Here is a 632-nt window from a genome sequence, read left to right as displayed (position 1 = left end):
CCGGGGCAGCCGCGGGCTACTCCCACAAATACGGCTTCCGCTACAGCGTCCTAACCCGCCCACCCTCGGCCGGATAGGGAAAGCCCAGGTGAACGGAAGTTGTACACGTATGAACAGTCGGCACTAGGGAGGCGAGGCAAGGCGTGACCCCATTAATCTCACCAGTGAGCCATGCCTGCGGTAAGCCCACCGGCAAACCGTTCCTCGAAGGCCAGCGAGCCTAGAGAATAGGGAGGGAATCCAAATGTCGTTCGTCACGACGCAGCCCGAGGCCTTGGCCGCGGCGGCGGGCAATCTGCAAAGCATTGGTTCGACGCTGAACGCGCAGAACGCTGCGGCGGTGGCCCCAACGACGGGGGTGGTGCCGGCCGCCGCGGACGAGGTGTCAGCACTGACCGCGGCGCAGTTCTCCGCGCACGCCCAGATGTACCAGGCCGTGAGCGCCCAAGCCACGGCGATTCACGAGATGTTCGTCAACACCCTGGGCATGAGCTCGGGATCGTACGCGGTGACTGAGGCGGCCAACGCGGCCGCGACGGGTTAAAGGAGTCAATGGTGTTTGATTTTGGGGCGCTTCCGCCGGAGGTTAATTCGGCGCGGATTTATGCCGGTCCGGGGTCGGGGTCGTTGAT

General features: G+C 64.1%; 2 protein-coding genes. Both read left to right on the top strand.

Going from position 1 to position 632, the window contains the following annotated elements; translation table 11 throughout:
- The first annotated feature begins 244 nt into the window (after positions 1–244).
- Positions 245–544, top strand: coding sequence for a PE family protein (locus tag A5756_RS07670; protein WP_066949973.1), 300 nt, complete (start codon positions 245–247; stop codon positions 542–544).
- Between the two features lie 11 nt (positions 545–555).
- Positions 556–632, top strand: a 77-nt coding sequence (locus tag A5756_RS26420) for a PPE domain-containing protein (RefSeq protein WP_156624280.1), incomplete at its 3' end; no start/stop codon positions are given.

Origin of the sequence: Mycobacterium sp. 852002-53434_SCH5985345 (assembly GCF_001667155.1) — a bacterium.
GTDB lineage: Bacteria > Actinomycetota > Actinomycetes > Mycobacteriales > Mycobacteriaceae > Mycobacterium.
This window is presented reverse-complemented; position numbering and strand designations above follow the sequence as displayed.